This window comes from Citrobacter sp. C5_2 (assembly GCF_014596845.2).
Taxonomy (GTDB): domain Bacteria; phylum Pseudomonadota; class Gammaproteobacteria; order Enterobacterales; family Enterobacteriaceae; genus Citrobacter; species Citrobacter werkmanii.
Window position 1 is genome coordinate 2,661,760 of the sequence record NZ_CP115032.1, and the last position, 16,992, is coordinate 2,678,751.

A 16,992-nucleotide genomic window follows, 5' to 3' on the forward strand; every position below is an offset into this window, starting at 1 on the left:
AAATGATTGTATTTTCACCAGCAAACGTTTTAAGATCGCGATCTTACCTTTTCGCAGCTAATCCACTGATTCACTATGACAACAGACACTGTTTCCCGCAAAGTGGCGTGGCTACGTGTAGTTACGCTCGCCATTGCCGGTTTTATTTTCAATACCACAGAGTTTGTCCCTGTCGGTTTGCTGTCCGACATTGCACAAAGTTTTAATATGCAGACCGCTCAGGTCGGGATCATGCTGACGATCTACGCCTGGGTTGTTGCCTTAATGTCGCTTCCCTTCATGCTGCTCACCAGCCAGGTGGAACGACGCAAGCTCCTGATCTGTCTGTTTGTCGTGTTCATCGCCAGCCATGTCCTCTCTTTCCTGGCATGGAATTTCACCGTGCTGGTGATTAGCCGCATTGGTATCGCTTTTGCGCACGCTATTTTCTGGTCCATTACCGCATCGCTGGCGATTCGTCTGGCCCCGGCAGGAAAACGCGCGCAGGCGCTTAGTCTGATTGCTACCGGCACCGCGCTGGCAATGGTGCTGGGTCTGCCTATCGGGCGTATCGTCGGTCAGTATTTTGGCTGGCGCACCACGTTCTTTGCCATCGGCATGGGGGCGTTAGTCACCCTGCTCTGCCTGATTAAGTTACTGCCTGAATTGCCCAGCGAACACTCCGGTTCACTTAAAAGTTTGCCGGTGTTATTCCACCGTCCGGCATTGATGAGTCTGTATGTGCTGACGGTGATTGTGGTCACCGCCCACTACACGGCTTATAGCTACATTGAACCGTTTGTACAGACCGTCGCCGGACTGAGTGCCAACTTTGCTACCGTGCTGCTACTGATTCTGGGCGGCGCGGGTATTATTGGTAGTGTGATATTTGGCAAACTGGGTAACCTTCATGCGTCCATGCTTATCAGTAGCGCCATTGCCCTGCTGACGGTGTGTCTGGTGCTGCTGCTACCAGCCGCTGACAGCGAAATGCACCTCGCCATCCTGAGTATTTTCTGGGGCATTGCGATTATGTTGATCGGCCTTGGCATGCAGGTAAAAGTGCTGGCGCTGGCCCCGGATGCCACCGATGTCGCAATGGCACTGTTCTCCGGTATCTTTAATATCGGCATTGGCGCTGGCGCGCTGGTGGGAAATCAGGTGAGTTTGCACTGGTCGATGTCAACGATTGGTTATACAGGCGCAGTGCCTGCCGTTGTCGCGTTGGTATGGTCGGTGATTATCTTTCGTAAATGGCCAGTATCGCTCGAAGAGCGGCCTCAACATTCATAAAAAACGGGCCTGGTAAAACAATACCGGGCCCGTTTTTTTAAGCGTAAGTTTTAATAATTTCCACCACGCCGTTAATAATAAACTGCACGCCCATACACACCAGCAGGAAGCCCATCAGACGCGAAATAGCTTCTATGCCGCCTTTGCCTACCAGGCGCATAATCCCACCAGAACTGCGTAAACACCCCCACAGGATAACGCCGACAACCGCAAAAATTATCGGCGGCGCAACCATAATTACCCAATCAGGAAATTCGGAGCCATGACGGACGGTTGACGCCGAGCTGATGATCATTGCTATCGTACCCGGACCGGCGGTGCTTGGCATTGCCAGCGGTACAAATGCAATATTGGCAGTCGGTTCATCTTCCAGCTCCTCTGACTTGCTTTTCGCCTCAGGAGACTCATGCGCCTTTTGTTGTGGAAACAACATCCGAAAACCGATAAACGCAACGATTAACCCACCCGCAATTCGTAATCCGGGGATTGAAATCCCGAAGGTATTCATCACCAGTTGTCCGGCATAGTACGCCACCATCATGATGGCAAACACATACACAGACGCCATCAGGGACTGACGGTTACGCTCCGCGCTATTCATGTTACCGGCAAGGCCAAGGAACAACGCCACGGTGGTTAACGGGTTTGCCAACGGTAACAGGACTACCAGCCCCAGTCCTATTGCTTTAAACAAGTCCATCATAATGTCATCTTTCCTGTGCGTTAATCGTCAACGGCAAGTATAAGGTGAAACCCGAGAGATAAGCCATTTTCACGGTGTAAGGATTCATTTTTCACCTGAACCTATAAGCCATAATTATCAAACTGTTAAAATTATATACATCTGTTGATGAGCCTGCGGATTTAGCAAAACGTGGCATTTTCCGCCCCATTTATTTGACTTATATTTGCCTAAGCAATAATATCAGCCGTGACTAACTACTTGCCAGGGCAACCATTGTGAAAAGCACCAGTGATCTGTTTAACGAAATCATCCCACTGGGGCGTTTGATCTACATGGTTAATCAGAAAAAAGATCGTTTGCTAAACGACTATCTGTCACCGCTGGATATCACGGCATCACAGTTCAAAGTGCTCTGCTCCATCCGTTGCGCGGTGTGCATCACCCCTGTCGAATTGAAAAAAGTGCTGTCTGTCGATCTTGGCGCCCTGACGCGGATGCTGGACAGACTGGCCTGTAAAGGCTGGATAGAAAGGCTTCCGAATCCACACGATAAGCGTGGCGTGTTGGTGAAACTCACCGAGCATGGCGCAACAATTTGCGAGCAGTGTCACCAATTAGTCGGGCAAGACCTGCACCAGGAACTAACAAAAAACTTAACGGCGGATGAAGTAGCCACGCTTGAGCATTTGCTTAAGAGAATTCTGCCGTAAACAGAAAAGAGGTATGACGATGTCCAGACGCAATACTGACACAATCACTATTCATAGCATTTTGGACTGGATCGAAAATAACCTTGAATCGCCGCTCTCGCTGGAAAAAGTGTCTGAGCGTTCAGGTTACTCCAAATGGCACCTGCAACGGATGTTTAAAAAAGAAACCGGTCATTCACTGGGTCAATACATCCGCAGCCGTAAAATGACTGAAATAGCGCAAAAATTAAAAGAAAGTAACGAGCCGATTCTTTACCTGGCGGAACGTTACGGCTTTGAGTCTCAGCAAACCCTGACCAGAACGTTCAAAAACTATTTTGATGTTCCGCCGCATAAATACCGTATGACCAATATGCACGGCGAGTCACGCTATTTGCTTCCGCTCAATCAGTGTAATTGCTAATCGCCAAACGACGTAACCGAGGAAATGATGAAAATTCTGTCTTATGCGATGCTGGCCCTGCTGTTGATTGTTTCGGGCCAGAGCATGGCGGAAAAGACCGCGCAACCAGCCACCCAGAACAGCCGTGACGCGATGATTATGCCCCCTGCGCACGATCAGTCCCCGTTCGATTTTAATCATATGGGTGCCGGCAGCGATAAGTCCGACGAATTGGGTGTGCCTTATTACAATACGCGCAACCTGTAATTCGTTTTTGCCCCGCCACGGCGGGGCTTTTTATTACCCTCTCACCTGCGCTATCTTGCGCAAACGAAAGCCAAACACATTAATATACAGCCCAGCCATAATCAGCAGCGCACCCAGCAGTTGCAAACCCGTGAGCGTTTCATCCAGCAGCACGACCGCACTTGCCAGACCGACAACGGGCACTAACAGCGACAGCGGCGCTACCCGCCAGGTTTCATAACGTCCGAGCAAAGACCCCCAGATGCCGTAACCCACAATGGTCGCCACAAACGCCAGATAAACCAGTGACAAAATGGTGGTCATATCTATCGCCACCAGACTCTGCACAATTTGTGTCGGACCATCAAGCAGTGAGGATGCCAAAAAGAACGGAATAATGGGAATTAAGGCGCTCCACACGACCAGGGACATCACCGCCGGACGCGCCGTATGCTGCATTATTTTTTTGTTAAAGATATTGCCGCAGGCCCAGCTTAGCGCTGCCGCCAGCGTCAGCATAAAACCGAGCATGCCGACATGCTGTCCGTTCAGACTGGCTTCAATCAGTACCAATACGCCAAACACGGCCAGCGCAATCCCTACCAACTGTTTCCCGTGCAAACGCTCGCCAAAAGCGAATGCCCCCAGGATGATGGTGAAAAATGCCTGAGCCTGTAATACCAGAGAAGCTAATCCGGCAGGCATACCGAATTTGATGGCGCTAAAGAGAAACGCGAACTGCCCAAAACTGATAGTCAGGCCATAACCAAGTAACAGCGAAAGCGGGATTTTCGGGCGGGCAATAAAGAATATCGCCGGAAACGCCACCAGTAAAAAACGCAATCCTGCCAGCATCAATGGCGGCATATTGTGCAGACCCACTTTAATGACGACAAAGTTCAGGCCCCAAACGACGACGACCAGCAACGCTAACAACCCGTCTTTACGTGACATACCACCGCCCTTGTAAATATTAAATTTTTGTAAACAAGTTAAGGTAACGGAAATCATTGTACCGGAACAGATCATTAATTCAGGTAGGCTGTTGAGGGCATTTTCCGACAACTTATTGAGTGTACATCACACTTTTACCATGCTATTTGTTTTTGATATCTAAAAAAAACATAACAACATGCATTGTCGGGCAGGAAAATGAATATCTCTCTGAGACGGTCCACTCTCGCGTTACTTGCATCATCTTTGTTATTAACCATTGGGCGTGGCGCTACGCTGCCATTTATGACGATTTACCTCAGTCGGCAGTATAACCTGAGCGTCGATCTGATCGGATATGCAATGACGGTCGCCCTGACTATTGGCGTCGTTTTCAGCCTTGGCTTTGGTATTCTGGCCGACAAGTTCGATAAAAAACGCTACATGCTGCTGGCTATCTGCGGTTTTGCCTCTGGTTTTATTGCGATCCCACTGATGCATAACGTGGTGGTGGTGGTACTGCTCTTCGCCCTGATCAACTGCGCCTACTCCGTCTTCGCAACGGTGCTGAAAGCCTGGTTTGCCGATAATCTCTCTGCCACCAACAAAACGAAAATTTTCTCGCTTAACTATACCGTGCTGAACATCGGCTGGACCGTTGGCCCCCCGCTGGGCACGCTACTGGTGATGCAAAGTATTAACTTACCGTTCTGGCTGGCGGCCGCCTGCTCGGCTTTACCACTGGTGTTTATCCAGACGTGGGTAAAACGTTCCAATGCAGCATCAGAAAGTTCAAACGCCGCGGTTTGGTCACCCTCGGTGCTCCTGCGCGACAGAGCATTGTGTTGGTTCACGTTGTCGGCATTTCTGGCGTCATTTGTTGGCGGCGCGTTTGCTTCCTGTATTTCGCAATACGTGATGGTGGTCGCCAACGGTGATTTTGCCGAAAAAGTGGTAGCGGTCGTTCTGCCCGTCAATGCCGCCATTGTGGTATCGCTGCAATATGCCCTCGGACGCAGGATCACTGTCGCTAACATTCGACCGCTGATGACAGTAGGCACAATCTTCTTTGTGCTCGGTCTGGTTGGCTTCATGTTTTCCGGCAACAGCCTGTGGTTCTGGGGTATTTCTGCTGCCCTTTTCACGATCGGCGAGGTCATTTACGCCCCAGGCGAATACATGCTGATCGATAACATCGCCCCGGCTGGTATGAAAGCCAGCTATTTTTCCGCCCAGTCGCTGGGCTGGCTTGGCGCCGCGGTAAATCCATTGGTCAGTGGCGTTATTTTGACCACATTACCGCCGTGGTCGCTGTTTGTGGCGCTGATCGTGGCGATTGTCCTTGCCTGGGCGTTAATGATAAAGGGTATGCGCGCCAAACCCTGGGATCAGACGGTAGTCTGCTGATTGTCATCGCGACAGAGCCAGAGTGGTTCTGTCGCGTACCTCAAATGGCCACCAGCCCTCGTACTCCCTCAGATTCCATATTCTCGCCGAAACCGCTTTGAATAATACTTCCGCGCGACATAAGCAGGTATTTGTCAGCCAACTGCTGCGCAAAATCATAGAACTGTTCCACCAGCAAAATGGCCATATCGCCCCGGTGCGCCAGTTGAGAAATAACCTGACCAATCTCTTTAATTACTGACGGCTGGATCCCCTCGGTCGGCTCATCAAGGATCAACAACTGCGGGCGACTGGCCAGCGCCCGTCCAATAGCCAGTTGCTGCTGCTGTCCGCCGGACAAATCTCCGCCCCGTCGATACTTCATCTCCTGTAGCACTGGAAATAGCGCGTAAATATCATCCGGCACGCGCCGGGCGTCCTGTGCTGAAAAGCGGGAAAGGCCCAGCAACAGGTTCTCTTCCACTGTCAGACGCGGAAAAATATCGCGGCCCTGCGGCACGTACGCCACACCTGCTCTGACCCGTTGATGTGGCTTCCAGTGCGTGACATTTTTTTCCTGCCAGAGCACGCTTCCACTGCGGGCAGGAATAAGTCCCATCAGGCATTTTAGTAGCGTTGTTTTTCCCACGCCGTTACGCCCCAGCAGACACGTCACTTCGCCGATACGCGCTTCAAAGCTCACGCCACGCAGAATATGGCTGCCGCCATAATATTGATTCAGTGCATTTACCTGTAGCATCAGCCCTCCTTACCGTCCAAGATAAACTTCAATAACCTGCTCATTAGCCTGCACATCGCGCAGGCTTCCTTCGGCCAGTACTCTCCCCTGATGCAGCACCGTGACATGGTCAGCAATCGTCTCGACAAATCCCATGTCATGCTCAACAACCATCAGCGAGTGCTTTCCGGCAAGCTGGCGAAACAGCTCCGCGGTGTATTCCGTCTCCGCATCGGTCATCCCTGCCGCCGGCTCATCCAGTAGTAGTAAATGCGGCTCCTGGACCAGCAGCATGCCGATCTCAAGAAACTGTTTTTGTCCATGCGAAAGCAGCCCGGCACGGCGTTCGCGCTCGTTGCCCAGACGTAACAGCGCCAGCATTTCATCAATGCGATCCCGTTGTTCACCCGAAAGGCGAGCCCGTAAAGAACCCCAAACTGATTTATCATTTTTCAGTGCCAGTTCCAGATTCTCCGCCACCGTTAGCGCTTCAAATACCGTGGGCTTCTGAAATTTTCGTCCAATCCCCTGGCGCGCAATGGCAATAGAATCAAACGTCATTAAATCAATAGACTGATCGTAAATCGCACGACCGCTTTGCGGTCTGGTTTTGCCGGTAATGACATCCATCAACGTCGTTTTTCCGGCGCCATTAGGACCAATAATGCAGCGCAGTTCCCCTACGCCAATATTGAGCGTGAGATCCGTTAGCGCCTGAAACCCATCAAAGTTCACGTTGATTTTTTCCAGCTGTAACACCGGGTCGGTTTGATTGCGAAATCTGTCCCCTGGCAACTGGCGGGTAAAAAGACCTTCATCTGGCTGCATTATTTATCTCCTTTGCGAAACAGACCAATCACGCCACGGGGTAAAAACAGCGTAACGCCAATAAAAATCAGACCAAGAAACAGTTGCCAGTATTCGGGCATGATCACCGTAAACAGACTTTTAGCGCCGTTCACCAACACAGCGCCAAAAACCGGGCCAATCAGGGTTCCGCGACCGCCGAGGGCGACCCAAATCGCCGCTTCAATCGAGTTGGTCGGTGACATTTCGCTGGGGTTAATGATGCCCACCTGCGGAACATACAGCGCACCAGCCAACCCGCACAACACAGCAGAAAGCGTCCACACCAGCAGCTTGAAACCTTTCGGATCATAGCCACAGAACATCAGCCGATTCTCGGCATCGCGCACGGCGGTCAGGATACGACCAAACTTACTGCGCGCCAGCGCCAGTCCCAGCCACAACGCCAGCACCAGTAGCATCACCGTTGCCAGAAACAGCGCGATACGGGTTGAGGTCGCGGTCACAGGGAATCCCAGAATAGTGGTAAATCCGGTAAAACCGTTATTTCCACCAAACCCGGTTTCGTTACGGAAAAACAGCAACATGCCAGCGAAAGTCAGGGCCTGAGTCATGATGGAGAAATAGACGCCCTTGATTTTTGAGCGAAAAGCAAACCAGCCAAACACCAGCGCCAGCAGGCCGGGCACCAGCACAACCAGCAGCATAGCCCAGATAAAATGTTGCGTTCCCCACCAAAACCAGGGCAGTTCGGTCCACGACAGAAACGACATAAAAGCCGGTAGTCCTTCGCCGGAGGCCTGACGCATCAGGTACATCCCCATCGCATATCCCCCCAGCGCAAAGAAAATGCCATGGCCCAGTGAGAGCATTCCGGCATAGCCCCACACCAGATCCAGTGCCACCGCCACAATGGCATAACACAGGATTTTCCCGGCCAGCGTCAGCGTCCAGACGGAGATTGCCAGCGGATGATCCGCGGGGAGTAGCGTCAGAAATGGCAGAATAATGAGCGCCAGCAGCAAAAACAGCCCCAGGATGCGCGTCACGCGCGGCGCTTTTCGTGCCAGCGTTAATGTCATTGGCATAGTCATTAGTCAATAACCCTCCCTTTCAATGCGAAAAGTCCCTGAGGTCGTTTCTGGATAAACAGAATGATCAGCACGAGGATCATAATTTTGCCGAGAACAGCCCCCACCTGAGGCTCAAGAATTTTATTGAAGATCCCGAGACCAAACGCCGCTGCCACACTTCCGGCGAGTTGTCCAACGCCGCCAAGCACCACCACCAGAAACGAATCAATAATGTAACTTTGCCCCAGCTCCGGCCCCACGTTACCCAGCTGCGACAGCGCCACGCCACCCAGCCCGGCAATCCCTGAACCCAGTCCAAAGGCCAGCATATCGACTCGCCCGGTAGGCACGCCGCAGCAGGCCGCCATATTGCGGTTTTGCGTCACCGCGCGCACGCGCAGCCCCAGACGGGTTTTATTCAACAATAGCCAGGTGAAGAACAGCACCAGCATGACAAAGCCAAGCACCACAATTCGGTTCCACGGCAAAATCAGATTGGCATAGACCTGAATTCCCCCGGAAAGCCATGTCGGATTGGCAACTTCGAGGTTCTGCGCGCCAAAGGTCATTCGTACCAACTGGATCAGCATCAGACTGCTCCCCCATGTCGCCAGCAGTGTTTCAAGCGGACGGCCATATAAATGGCGGATCACGCCGCGCTCCAGCAACATTCCTACTGCCGCGGTAAGTAAAAAGGCGACCGGAAGCGCAATGACCGGATACCAGGCTAACCATTGCGGGAGAAACTGCCCCATCAACTGTTGCACCATCCAGGTACAGTAAGCGCCGAGCATTAACATCTCGCCATGCGCCATATTGATGACGCCGAGTAACCCGTAAGTAATCGCCAGACCCAATGCCGCCAGTAGCAAAATCGAGCCCAGAGACAATCCCATAAAGGCTTGCCCAAGAAGATCGCCAACCTTCATGCGGTGTGCGATGGAATTCAGACTTTCGTCGGCGGCAGCGCGAACGCGGGCATCAGGTTCATGCTCTGCACGGGTGAAAGGTTGTAATTTCGCCTGGGTTTCAGGGTCGTTTGACGCCCCCAACAGTTCAATTGCCTGCCGCCTGACCTCTGGTGATGCACTGGTCAGTTGCAGGTTAGCCAGCGCAATAACCAGTGCAGATTTCACGTCAGCATCCGCTTCCTGCGCCAGTCGTTGCTGTAAAAATGGCAGCATGCCAGGCATTGCCTCACGCTGTAATATGCGTGCGGCATCAGCCCTAACTGTGACACTGTCACTTAAAAGTTGATGCGCAGCCAACGTTCCGGCGACCAGATTGCGCAGTCGGTTAGTCAGACGGACTTTTTTTAGCTCGCCGTCTGGCGCTGCCGCCGTCCCCAGCGCTTGTACTCGCGAACCATCCATGACAAACGCATGTTTCGCATTATCGGTCAGCAGGTTTTCATCTCGCAGCGCCTTAAGCACGGGTAAACGCTGAAGGTCGGGATTCATCGCCCATTGTTCAAGCAAGGTGGCTTGCTGCGCACGGTTGGCAGCGGTAAAAGTATCGGCATCTGATGCCTGCGCTATCCACGGCAAAAACCACGTCAGCAACATCACACCACGAATAAAGCGCATGACTTTCATGAGCATTCTCCTAAGCGTTGCCCTCCCGCAGGAGGGCATAAGATCAGTTGCTGGCGGTTTTTACGGGTTGTTCAGATTTTTTATCATTGCCGGCGATATACGGGCTCCACGGCTGGGCGCGGACCGGCTCATCGGTTTGCCACACCACGTTAAACTGACCATTGCTTTCAATCTCGCCAATCATGACGGGTTTGTGCAGATGATGGTTGGTGGCATCCATCGTGAGGGTAAAGCCAGATGGTGCGGCGAATGATTGCCCTGCCATTGCAGCACGGACTTTATCCACATCGGTAGTTCCGGCTTTTTCTACTGCCTGTGCCCACATATGCAGACCAACCCAGGTGGCTTCCATTGGGTCGTTTGTCACAACCGAATCCGCATTCGGTAATTTGTGCGCTTTGGCATACGCCCGGTAATCCGCGACAAACTTCTTGTTAGCCGCATTATCCACGGACTCAAAGTAGTTCCAGGCGGCAAGGTTACCTACCAACGGTTTCGTATCAATACCGCGCAATTCTTCCTCACCTACGGAGAAGGCCACCACCGGAACATCGGTGGCTTTCAGCCCCTGGTTCGCTAACTCTTTATAGAATGGAACATTAGAATCACCGTTGATGGTTGAGACCACCGCCGTTTTTCCCCCTGCGGCGAATTTTTTAATGCTGGCGACAATGGTCTGATAATCACTGTGTCCAAACGGGGTATACACCTCTTCGATGTCTTTATCGGCAACGCCTTTCGAATGCAAAAAGGCACGGAGAATTTTATTAGTCGTGCGCGGATAAACATAATCAGTCCCCAGCAGGAAGAAGCGTTTCGCACTGCCGCCGTCCTCACTCATCAGATACTCAACAGCCGGGATCGCCTGCTGATTAGGCGCCGCGCCGGTATAAAAGACGTTAGGCGACATTTCCTCGCCTTCATACTGCACCGGATAAAACAGCAAACCATTTAATTCCTCGAATACCGGTAACACCGATTTACGCGAAACCGATGTCCAGCACCCGAACACCGCCGCTACTTTGTCCTGACTCAGCAACTGTCGAGCTTTTTCAGCAAATAAAGGCCAGTTCGAGGCTGGATCAACCACCACCGGCTCCAGCTTTTTGCCCAACACGCCGCCCTGCGCATTGATTTCGTCAATAGTCATCAACGCCACATCTTTCAACGGCGTTTCGGAAATCGCCATCGTTCCGGATAACGAATGCATGATGCCCACTTTAATAGTGTCAGCCGCCTGGACGCTAAAACTCATGCCCATTGCCATAACGGAGGCCGATAACGCAAAAGCTTTTAAAATTGTACGACGCTGCATAGTTTCACTCCTGAAATTAGATTCGCTGAAAGCTCCGGTGCAGCCGGGCAGACAAAACGGTGCAAATTAAGGGGATTCAGAAGTGATAAGGCAAAAACGATGCCAGATATTAAAATACCATATAAAATCAAAGCATTAGAGTAGTACAGTTCAGTGACTGGATGAAAATATTTCGCCAATAAGGCGGATCGTCAGGAAAATTGAACCACCATGAGACAGCGTTGCATTATAACCGTGCAAAAATTTGCATGGGGGTCGTATAACAATGACTTTGGCACTCAGCATAAAATCGTGATTAATTCCCCCAGGATAAGCGCGCCTTGTCACTATTATTTATTTTTCCCGACAAAATCGCGTCAATTTTTTACATTTCAGACGAAATAATCATACAGTTCAGCCTTTGTTTAAGTTGCAATTGCTACTATAGTCATAAGCGAGGTGAACTTAAGGTAAGAGAGGAAACTCACAGATAAAGGAGCATTTACTATGCTGGGTAATATGAATATTTTTATGGCTGTTCTGGGAATTATTTTATTTTCCGGTTTTCTGGCCGCGTATTTTAGCCACAGATGGGATGATTGATGAACGACGATAGTCCTGCACCGAACCGGCCCCTTGTAGCGTCACTGCACAAGGGGCCATTTTTTTACCTGAATCGCCTTTCCTGCACCTTTTCCCTGGCCATCAATAAAAAAAACCGCCGGATAAACCAGCGGTAAATGCTTGCATGGATAGATTTGTGTTTTGCTTTATACGCTATCTGGCAATTCCCTGCGAAGATAACGGATATCTGGCTAACCTATCATCGGCAACCCCAATGAAAGCTAAACGAAACGTAACTAACGCAAAACAGCTTAGGTGAATCTCACGCGCTGAGGTGGAACGAAAGCCCATCACTGGCGTTAACCAGGGTGATCTGCTCGCGTTCATCCATAAACATACAGCGATTTCTGCCGCTCTGTTTTCCCTGGTACATCGCTCTGTCAGCCCGTCCAAGAGCGGTATCTAATTTTTCATCCCGCTGAGCTCTGGTGATACCGGCCGTTACGGTGATAGCGATCTCTCCATCTGCGTAAGGGATTTTTTGCTGGCCAACAAGCTGACACAATCGCAACCCAGCCTGGCAGGCCTGCTCATCAGTTTTCGTTCGGATGATGATAATGAACTCTTCGCCACCGTAGCGGTAAGCCTGTTCATCATATCGCGTCCATGCCAGAAAATTTGCTGCCAGAGCGCGTAATACTACATCCCCCACAAGATGACCATACGTATCATTAACGTGTTTAAAACGGTCGATATCCAGCAGCAATATATAAAGGTTAAGCGGTTCGGCATCGATTAACTGTTGGTCAAAAGACTCATCGAGCATTCTTCTGCCCGGTAAGCCTGTTAATATGTCGATATTGCTCCCGATACTCAGCAAATATATTTTATAGTCCATTACAGCAGACGTAAATGCCAGTAACGCGTCCTCGAATTTGGTGAAATGCCATGGATAACTCCGTTCCTCCAGTATTGCCGATAGCAAATCCTTGCCTGATAAATGCATTTTTTCATGAACAGTATTTATCTTATTCACATAGCTACAATCATCTTCATTGCGCAGCGATTGATTATTAAGCCACTGTCCAAATTGGCAAACAAAATGCGCGTTGTCACCCATGATATCTGGTTTCGTAGCATTCGAGGATACTGCGCAACGGAACATATTCACCAGCCATTTATAGTGGGCATCAATTGACTTGTTCAACTCGATCAAAATTGCATCTATTTCCATCGTATTTCTCATCATCACGATCTTCCTCCCTGTTCGAACGTTTCTGATGCAATCATCTTAACGATAAAAAAGAAAATTTATGTAATTTTTTATTTGAGAATAAATCTTATCAGGTGCAATAATGAACAGTAAGATAAGACCGGGCATCACGCCCGGCTCAATTTTTTTCTGACAGTGCCTTACGCGCTCAAACCACGATGTTCCAGCATCGGCTCCATACGGGGATCGCGCCCGCTCCACTGGCGATAAAGTTCAGCTAAATCAGTACTGTTCCCGCGGGACAAAATCGCTTCGCGGAATTTCTGCCCGTTTTCGCGGGTTAATCCACCCTGCTCTACAAACCACTGATAGCCGTCATCAGCCAGCATTTGCGTCCACAAATAGGCGTAATAACCCGCGGCATAGCCGCCGCCGAAGATATGGGCAAAATAACTGCTGCGATAACGTGGCGGCACGGCCTGAAGATCCAGATCTTCTGCCGCCAGCGCCTGCTGCTCGAATTGATCAACTGAATAAGATGACGCCTTCGTCTCCAGACTGTGCCAACGCATGTCCAACAATGCGGCACTGAGCAGTTCGGTCATATCGTAGCCTTTATTAAACAAGCTGGCCCGCTGCATTTTATCCCGCAACGCCTGCGGCATTGGCTCCCCGGTTTCGACATGACGGGCAAATCGGGCAAAAACCTGCGGATGGCTCGCCCAGTGTTCGTTAATCTGCGAAGGAAACTCGACAAAATCACGCGGAGTGTTAGTGCCTGAAAGCGTGGCATAACGCTGTGTGGCAAACAGACCGTGTAAGGTGTGGCCAAACTCATGAAATAACGTAATGACATCATCCCACAGCAGTAACGCCGGCTTACCCGTTACGGGTTTTTGATAATTACAGACATTGTAAATAACGGGTCGGGTTTCGTTAAGCGCCGATTGCTCAACAAAATTGCCCATCCATGCCCCGCCGCTTTTTGATTCACGGGCGAAGAAATCACCATAAAACAACGCCAGTCCTACGCCATCATGGTCGAAAATTTCCCATACCCGAACATCCGGGTGATAAACCGGAATGTCGAATCGCTCAACGAATTTGATACCAAAGAGCTGATTGGCCGTCCAGAAAACGCCTTCGTTCAACACCGTATCCAGAGCAAAGTAAGGTTTAAGCTGTGACTCATCAAGGGCATATTTCTCGCGGCGGACCTGCTCAGCATAAAATGCCCAGTCCCAGGCCCTGACGCTAAACTGCCCCTGCTCTTGATCGATGACTTTCTGGATTTCAGCCTGTTCATCCAACGCACGCTGGCGCGCGGCCGGAACGATCGCCCGCATAAACGAAAGTGCCGCCTCAGGCGTTTTAGCCATCTGGTCGGCGATTTTCCAGGCCGCATAATTGGCAAAACCGAGTAATTTTGCCTGTTGCATGCGGATGTCGACCAGACGCTGAATAATAGCCCGGGTATCGTTATCGTCATCGTGTTCGGCCCGCGTCCACGCCTGGGTAAACAGGTCTTCACGGATTTGGCGATCGCGTAACACGGCAAGCGCCGGTTGTTGAGTGGTATTCAATAACGGAATAACCCAACGTGATTCAAGCCCCTTTTCTTTTGCAGCCTCAGCGGCAACGGCAATTTCTTCGGCGCTAAGTCCGTCAAGCCGCCGGACATCATCCACCACCAAAGCACCGGACTTGTTCGCCGCCAGCAGACGCTGATTAAACTGACTGGTCAGCGTGGCTGACTCGGTGTTGAGCGCTTTGAGGCGTGCTTTGTCGGCCTCATTGAGGCGAGCGCCAGCCAAGACAAAACGCTGGTGGACGACCTCCACCAGACGCACTGATTCGCTATCCAAACCTAAGGTATGACGTCGTTGCCAGACTGCATCGACGCGGGCGAAAAGCGCGCCATCAAGATAGATATCATTGGCAAGTCCCGCCAGCTCTGCTGAGAACGCTTCGTCAAGGCGTTGTAGTTCATCGTTAGTGTGCGCCGCCGTCATCGCAAAGAAAACGCTGGTTACGCGCGTGAGCAGCGCGCCGCTTTGTTCAAGCGCCAGCAACGTGTTAGCAAAATCCGGGTCCTGTGGGTTTTGTACAATTGCCGCGATCTCCTCGCGTTTTTGCCGCACGCCCTCATCAAACGCCGGACGATAATGCTGCACGTCAATCTGATCAAACTTCGGTGCCTGATACGGCAATGTACTGTGGTGTAAAAAAGGATTCGTTAACGACATCTTTCACTCCTGAAAACGATTTGTTTACCAGAGTAGACTTCCCGGGAATCGACCGCAATCCTGTTAACCAGGAATAGCTCTGAGCGGAAATGACGTGCTATGGTAGTACTACATAAAAAGCGTTGAGGAACAGTGAGATGATCGTTTTAGTAACCGGAGCAACCGCAGGTTTTGGTGAGTGCATTACGCGTCGTTTTATTGAGAATGGGCATAAAGTTATTGCCACCGGACGCCGCCAGGAGCGCCTGCAGGAACTCAAAGATGAGCTGGGTGACCGCCTCTATACCGCGCAACTGGACGTACGTAATCGCGCATCGATTGAAGAGATGCTGGCGTCCTTACCTGCTGAATGGCGCGATATTGATGTTCTGGTCAACAACGCAGGTCTGGCGCTGGGCCTCGAACCTGCCCACAAGGCCAGCATTGAAGACTGGGAAAACATGATCGATACCAACAACAAAGGCCTGGTTTATATGACCCGTGCCGTGCTGCCTGGTATGGTTGAGCGCAATCGCGGACATATTATCAATATCGGCTCTACTGCGGGTAGCTGGCCATACGCCGGCGGTAACGTTTATGGCGCGACCAAAGCGTTTGTCCGTCAGTTTAGCCTCAACTTACGTACTGACTTACACGGGACAGCGATTCGTGTTACCGACATTGAGCCGGGTCTTGTTGGCGGCACGGAATTCTCTAACGTGCGTTTCAAAGGCGATGATGCCAAGGCGGAAAAAACTTACGAAAATACCACCGCGCTGACCCCACAAGATGTTACAGAAGCGGTATGGTGGGTGGCTTCGTTACCCGCACATGTCAACATTAACACCCTTGAAATGATGCCTGTCACACAGTCTTTTGCCGGGCTGAGTATCCATCGGAGCTAATTTCTCTGCCCGGCCTTGCGCCGGGTATAGATAGCCTGAAATAAGTGATAAAATATCTGGGTTAACTCTCTAAAAAGTAAGAATGAATGACCGTAGAAACGCAGCTCAACCCTACACAGCCTGTAAATCAGCAGATTTACCGTATTCTTCGTCGTGATATCGTGCACTGTCTGATTGCGCCTGGTACGCCGCTGTCGGAGAAAGAAGTTTCTGTACGCTTTAATGTGTCACGCCAGCCGGTACGAGAGGCATTCATCAAACTGGCAGAGAACGGTCTGATTCAGATCCGTCCGCAGCGTGGCAGCTACGTGAACAAAATTTCGCTGTCGCAGGTGCAAAACGGCTGTTTTGTTCGCCAGGCGATTGAATGTGCCGTGGTCCGCCGCGCCGCCAGCCTGATCACCGATAAACAGTGCTATCAGCTCGAACAGAATCTGCATCAGCAGCGTATCGCGATTGACCGAAAACAAATTAATGATTTCTTCCAGCTTGACGATGAGTTTCATCAGAAACTGGCTTTAATCGCCGAGTGCCAGCTCGCCTGGGACACCGTCGAGAATATAAAGGCCACCATTGACCGCGTTCGCTATATGAGCCTGGATCACATTTCCCCTCCTGAAATGCTGCTGCGCCAGCATCACGATATCTTTGCCGCACTTGAAAAACATGATGGTGACGGCGTCGAGCGTGCAATGATGTTGCACCTTCAGGAAATCGGTGAGTCTGTTCAGCTTATTCGCCAGGAAAATAGCGACTGGTTCAGCGAAGATTAATACTACGCTCACCTCTCTGCGGGGTGAGTTTTTCAACGTTTCCCCCTCTCCTGCACATCTGCCTAAAAAAAGCTGTGACTTTGATCGAAAACAAAAAAAATCATTAACGAGAAGCGTATTTATATTGCGCCCGTTACGTGGGACTAAAAGCCCACGGGCTTTGACGGTGAGTTGGAAAGGAGAAAACACC

At 50.8% G+C, this 16,992-nt stretch carries 17 protein-coding genes; 8 read left to right on the forward strand and 9 right to left on the reverse strand.

The window, feature by feature from the left end; all coding sequences use genetic code 11:
* Nucleotides 1-75 precede the first annotated feature (75 nt).
* Nucleotides 76-1,272: a sugar transporter gene (locus ICA20_RS13040; RefSeq protein WP_038640554.1), complete on the forward strand. Its 1,197-nt coding sequence runs from the start codon at nucleotides 76-78 to the stop codon at nucleotides 1,270-1,272.
* A gap of 37 nt (nucleotides 1,273-1,309) precedes the next feature.
* On the opposite strand, the gene ICA20_RS13045 is transcribed toward ICA20_RS13040, so the two are convergent.
* On the reverse strand, nucleotides 1,310-1,975 hold the full coding sequence (locus tag ICA20_RS13045; RefSeq protein WP_038640552.1) for a MarC family NAAT transporter: 666 nt from the start codon (nucleotides 1,973-1,975) through the stop codon (nucleotides 1,310-1,312).
* Nucleotides 1,976-2,232: 257 nt separating this feature from the next.
* Here ICA20_RS13045 and marR point away from each other — a divergent pair, with 257 nt between their 5' ends.
* Genes marR through marB form a run of 3 tightly spaced genes read left to right on the forward strand, consistent with a single transcriptional unit; the run spans nucleotide 2,233 to nucleotide 3,316 of the window.
* Nucleotides 2,233-2,667: a multiple antibiotic resistance transcriptional regulator MarR gene (gene marR, locus ICA20_RS13050; RefSeq protein WP_038640550.1), complete on the forward strand. Its 435-nt coding sequence runs from the start codon at nucleotides 2,233-2,235 to the stop codon at nucleotides 2,665-2,667.
* A 19-nt stretch (nucleotides 2,668-2,686) separates the two neighbouring features.
* Nucleotides 2,687-3,070 carry an MDR efflux pump AcrAB transcriptional activator MarA gene (marA, locus tag ICA20_RS13055; RefSeq protein ID WP_003032424.1) on the forward strand — a complete coding sequence of 128 codons (384 nt, stop codon included), beginning with the start codon at nucleotides 2,687-2,689 and terminating at the stop codon, nucleotides 3,068-3,070.
* Between the two features lie 27 nt (nucleotides 3,071-3,097).
* Nucleotides 3,098-3,316 (forward strand): multiple antibiotic resistance protein MarB, encoded by a 219-nt coding sequence (gene marB / locus ICA20_RS13060; RefSeq protein WP_038640548.1) that lies wholly within the window; start codon nucleotides 3,098-3,100, stop codon nucleotides 3,314-3,316.
* Nucleotides 3,317-3,349: 33 nt separating this feature from the next.
* Here the strand turns inward: marB and eamA are convergent, their stop codons facing one another.
* Nucleotides 3,350-4,249, reverse strand: coding sequence for an O-acetylserine/cysteine exporter (eamA, locus tag ICA20_RS13065; RefSeq protein ID WP_038643162.1), 900 nt, complete (start codon nucleotides 4,247-4,249; stop codon nucleotides 3,350-3,352).
* Nucleotides 4,250-4,447: 198 nt separating this feature from the next.
* On the opposite strand from eamA, the gene ydeE reads away from it, so the two are divergent.
* A complete protein-coding gene (gene ydeE / locus ICA20_RS13070; RefSeq protein ID WP_038640546.1) occupies nucleotides 4,448-5,635 on the forward strand; it encodes an efflux MFS transporter YdeE in 1,188 nt (395 codons plus the stop codon).
* A 40-nt stretch (nucleotides 5,636-5,675) separates the two neighbouring features.
* On the opposite strand, the gene urtE is transcribed toward ydeE, so the two are convergent.
* The 5 genes from urtE to urtA are packed head-to-tail and all read right to left on the reverse strand — an operon-like array spanning nucleotide 5,676 to nucleotide 11,143.
* Nucleotides 5,676-6,374 carry an urea ABC transporter ATP-binding subunit UrtE gene (gene urtE / locus ICA20_RS13075; RefSeq protein WP_038640544.1) on the reverse strand — a complete coding sequence of 233 codons (699 nt, stop codon included), beginning with the start codon at nucleotides 6,372-6,374 and terminating at the stop codon, nucleotides 5,676-5,678.
* Between the two features lie 9 nt (nucleotides 6,375-6,383).
* Entirely contained in the window at nucleotides 6,384-7,181 is a 798-nt protein-coding gene (urtD, locus tag ICA20_RS13080; protein ID WP_038640542.1) for an urea ABC transporter ATP-binding protein UrtD, read from the reverse strand.
* A complete protein-coding gene (urtC, locus tag ICA20_RS13085) occupies nucleotides 7,181-8,254 on the reverse strand; it encodes an urea ABC transporter permease subunit UrtC (protein WP_038640540.1) in 1,074 nt (357 codons plus the stop codon). The genes urtD and urtC overlap by 1 nt, the downstream gene beginning before the upstream one ends.
* Entirely contained in the window at nucleotides 8,254-9,828 is a 1,575-nt protein-coding gene (gene urtB / locus ICA20_RS13090; RefSeq protein WP_038640539.1) for an urea ABC transporter permease subunit UrtB, read from the reverse strand. Before urtB ends, urtC begins: the two co-directional genes overlap by 1 nt.
* A 43-nt stretch (nucleotides 9,829-9,871) precedes the next feature.
* Nucleotides 9,872-11,143 (reverse strand): urea ABC transporter substrate-binding protein, encoded by a 1,272-nt coding sequence (gene urtA / locus ICA20_RS13095; RefSeq protein ID WP_038640537.1) that lies wholly within the window; start codon nucleotides 11,141-11,143, stop codon nucleotides 9,872-9,874.
* Nucleotides 11,144-11,629: 486 nt separating this feature from the next.
* Between urtA and mgtS the strand changes: the two genes are divergently transcribed.
* The gene (gene mgtS, locus ICA20_RS13100) at nucleotides 11,630-11,725 is read left to right on the forward strand and encodes a protein MgtS (protein ID WP_003032406.1); all 96 of its coding nucleotides are present in this window, start codon (nucleotides 11,630-11,632) and stop codon (nucleotides 11,723-11,725) included.
* A gap of 283 nt (nucleotides 11,726-12,008) precedes the next feature.
* On the opposite strand, the gene ICA20_RS13105 is transcribed toward mgtS, so the two are convergent.
* Both ICA20_RS13105 and dcp read right to left on the reverse strand, forming a co-directional pair.
* The gene (locus ICA20_RS13105) at nucleotides 12,009-12,935 is read right to left on the reverse strand and encodes a diguanylate cyclase (RefSeq protein ID WP_149282260.1); all 927 of its coding nucleotides are present in this window, start codon (nucleotides 12,933-12,935) and stop codon (nucleotides 12,009-12,011) included.
* 164 nt (nucleotides 12,936-13,099) lie between these two features.
* The gene (gene dcp, locus ICA20_RS13110; RefSeq protein WP_038640532.1) at nucleotides 13,100-15,145 is read right to left on the reverse strand and encodes a peptidyl-dipeptidase Dcp; all 2,046 of its coding nucleotides are present in this window, start codon (nucleotides 15,143-15,145) and stop codon (nucleotides 13,100-13,102) included.
* Between the two features lie 137 nt (nucleotides 15,146-15,282).
* Here dcp and ydfG point away from each other — a divergent pair, with 137 nt between their 5' ends.
* Both ydfG and ICA20_RS13120 read left to right on the forward strand, forming a co-directional pair.
* Nucleotides 15,283-16,029, forward strand: a complete 747-nt coding sequence (gene ydfG / locus ICA20_RS13115) for a bifunctional NADP-dependent 3-hydroxy acid dehydrogenase/3-hydroxypropionate dehydrogenase YdfG (protein ID WP_038640530.1) — start codon at nucleotides 15,283-15,285, stop codon at nucleotides 16,027-16,029.
* Nucleotides 16,030-16,115: 86 nt separating this feature from the next.
* On the forward strand, nucleotides 16,116-16,802 hold the full coding sequence (locus ICA20_RS13120) for a GntR family transcriptional regulator (RefSeq protein ID WP_038640528.1): 687 nt from the start codon (nucleotides 16,116-16,118) through the stop codon (nucleotides 16,800-16,802).
* Nucleotides 16,803-16,992: the final 190 nt, after the last annotated feature.